The organism is Roseovarius tibetensis (assembly GCF_050896375.1).
Lineage (GTDB): Bacteria > Pseudomonadota > Alphaproteobacteria > Rhodobacterales > Rhodobacteraceae > Roseovarius > Roseovarius tibetensis.
In genome coordinates this window covers 1-2,869 of record NZ_JBPBBB010000100.1, presented here as the reverse complement: position 1 = coordinate 2,869, position 2,869 = coordinate 1, and the positions used below count along the sequence as shown (strand labels likewise).

The window sequence follows — 2,869 nt, the reverse complement described above, 5'->3', positions numbered from 1 at the left end:
CCGCCGGATTGGGTGGTTTCGAGTCACCCGGAGATTACGCCACATTCAAATTTCAACCAACTTCGCGACACGACCCGCGACCGAGGTCTTCAACGATGGTGTTCTCAATGACATCACCTCCGACTCGCTCTTCACCGGTATTGTCGAGTCCTCTGCCGATGGTGCCGGAAGCTACACCCTCAGGTTCTTCACACCCGGCGCGACAGTCCTTGCTGTCGCGGACGCGGCGGTGACGTCGGCCACCGTTGCGACAAGCTTCACCGGTCTGACCATGAGCTGGATCGATGGGATCTCTCTGAATACACTGGTTTCGGCGACCGGGGTGGACACGTTGAGCACAACGTTCAACACGGACTTTCCACGTCAACGGCTGGTGTTCGACTGGACAGACTCCGACGTTGGGGCGGGATTTCGCTTTGACGTCGCGACACCCGTATCCGCCGTTCCGCTGCCGGCCTCGATCCTGCTGATCGGCTCCGCACTGGCAGGCCTCGGCCTGTTCGGTCGTCGCCGCAATCAGATGGGCGGCGCGACCGCGTAAACAATGCTAGCGGTATGTTGTGTGCCTGCCTCTGAAACCTTGCGCCCGCGCGACAGCGCGGGCGCATATCCATTTTCCCGAAAATCACCGACCATGCGATGGGCACTGCGCGCGCGACGCGCCGGATCACGTCCTCAACCCGACAATTGAAAAGGCGGGACCGCGAGATGCCGGATGACGGGCTGACCAAGCCAGTGCCATTGCCGCCGGCCATGCCGGCCGGTGGCTGGTTCTCGACGCTGGAGCGGGGCGCGTTCCAGACGGCGTTTCTGGGCATCATCGCGGGGCTGATGGTCCTGGCCGCTCTGGACGTTGTCAGTGTGATCGCGATCCCCACGGTGCTGGCCCTGCTTTGCGCCATCGCACTGGCACCCGCAGTCCGGTGGCTGGAACGCACCGGCGCGCCCGCATCGCTTTGTGCCGCGCTGGTCGTCGGCGGGCTTCTGGTGGGCTCGGCGATGACCGTCTATGCGTTTGCGCCTTCGGCGGACGCCATCAGCACCCGGGCGCCCGAGATCCTGCGGGCGGTGGAATTACGCACCCGCCAGATCATGTCCGGGCTGACATCTTCTGCCGAAGACGGGTCCGGTTCCCTGCCGGAGCCGGAAATCAGCCGGGTCGCAAACCCGGACACTCCCCCAAAGCCGGAAAGCGACGGAGAAACGGACGGTGACACGGTGGACCAGCTGGTGGCGGGTGGCCAGAACCTGCTGGCCGACTGGGCGATCGGTGCACCGAGGTTGGCCGCGGGTGCCGTGTTCTGGGCGATGCTGACCTTTTTCCTGCTGCGCGACCGGGTGATGCTGGCACGTTTTGGATTGGGAATGATTCCCCGCCCGTCGACCCGCCGGGCCGTGGCGCGGGCCATGCGCGACGTGCGTACGAACGTCGCGCGGTATCTTCTGGTGATCACCGTGGTCAATATTTTCCTCGGCATCTTCGTTGCGGCCGCGTTCTACGTGATCGGCATGGCGAATGCGCCGCTCTGGGGGGTCGCCGCGGCTCTGGCAAACTTCATGCCCATCATCGGGTTCGCGATACTGGCGGTGGTCACGCTTGCCGTCGGCATCGTTTCGTTCGACGATCCCGTTCTCGCCGTTGCGCCGTTCGCGGTGGTCGTGATCCTGAACGCGATCGAGGCGCAGGTGGTCACGCCGATGATCGTCGGCTCGCGCCTCAAGATCGCCCCGATCGCCGTTTTTCTGGCCATCGCGTTCGGGGCCTGGCTCTGGGGGGCTGCGGGCGCCCTGGTTGCGACACCGGCGCTGATCGTCATGGCGGCCTTCGTGCGGCGGCTCAACGCAACCGCCACACTGTCACAACCGCCGCTCCAGCCCGACGGCCGCTAGGCTCTGGACCCATTGATTTCAGGTGCGCTGCGTGATTCACGGCACCGAAAACGGAGCGGTGACATGTCTGATCTCTTTTGGCTGAGCGACGCGCAGATGGCGCGTTTGGAGCCCTATTTTCCAAAGTCCCACGGCAAGCCGAGGGTCGATGACCGCAGGGTGCTGAGCGGGATTATCTTCATCAACCGCAATGGGTTACGCTGGCGCGACGCGCCTGCGGAATACGGTCCGCACAAGACACTCTACAACAGGTGGAAGCGATGGAGTGACAAGGGTGTCTTTGCCCGGATCATGGCCGGCCTGGCCGCAGAGCACCGCGAAAAGAAGACCGTTATGATCGACGCGACCTATCTCAAGGCCCACCGCACCGCGACCAGCATGGGCGTGAAAAAGGGGGGCGTGGACGCCTGATCGGTCGCACCAAAGGCGGCATGAACACCAAGTTGCACGCGGTTTGCGACAGCCAAGGCCGCCCGTTGAACCTTTTCATCACTGCCGGCCAGGTCAGCGATTACATCGGAGCGCGGGCCATGCTCAGCAGCCTGCCGAGGGTCGACTGGCTGCTCGGGGACCGCGGCTATGACGCCGACTGGTTCAGAGAAGCGTTGGAAGACAAAGGGATACGCGCCTGCATCCCGGGCCGGAAGCAGCGCAAGACAACCGTGAAATACGACAAGCGTCGCTACAAACGCCGCAACCGTATCGAGATCATGTTCGGCAGGCTCAAGGACTGGCGGCGTGTCGCAACTCGGTATGACAGGTGCCCCAAGGTCTTCCTCTCGGCGATCGCGCTAGCCGCGACTGTCATCTATTGGTTATGAGTCCAGACCCTAAGACCACAGGTCGAGCTGCACCCGCGCCGCAGACAGTAGAAACTGACCTGCCCCTTTTTTCAGGGCCACTCGTAAGTCGAGCCTGTTCTCCTTTTGTGTGCCATCATTCGGCGGCGTGAGCAATGGGCGCGGGCGCGGAGCCATCG

At 63.4% G+C, this 2,869-nt stretch carries 3 protein-coding genes; all 3 read left to right on the top strand.

Going from position 1 to position 2,869, the window contains the following annotated elements:
* A partial coding sequence (locus ACROSR_RS20410; RefSeq protein ID WP_432687710.1) for a VPLPA-CTERM sorting domain-containing protein occupies positions 1-541 on the top strand: 541 nt, incomplete at its 5' end.
* Between the two features lie 167 nt (positions 542-708).
* Positions 709-1,890 (top strand): AI-2E family transporter, encoded by a 1,182-nt coding sequence (locus tag ACROSR_RS20405; RefSeq protein WP_432687709.1) that lies wholly within the window; start codon positions 709-711, stop codon positions 1,888-1,890.
* Between the two features lie 63 nt (positions 1,891-1,953).
* Positions 1,954-2,711, top strand: a protein-coding gene (locus tag ACROSR_RS20400; protein WP_432687711.1) for an IS5 family transposase whose coding sequence is annotated in 2 segments (ribosomal slippage) — positions 1,954-2,275 and positions 2,275-2,711 — 759 coding nt in all. Because the reading frame shifts where the segments join, the coding sequence is not laid out codon by codon here.
* The last annotated feature ends 158 nt before the right edge of the window (positions 2,712-2,869 follow it).

Excerpts from the sequence above, each read along its gene's own strand:
- ACROSR_RS20405 (WP_432687709.1), top strand. The coding sequence starts at position 709 with ATGCCGGATGACGGGCTGACCAAGCCAGTGCCATTGCCGCCGGCCATG.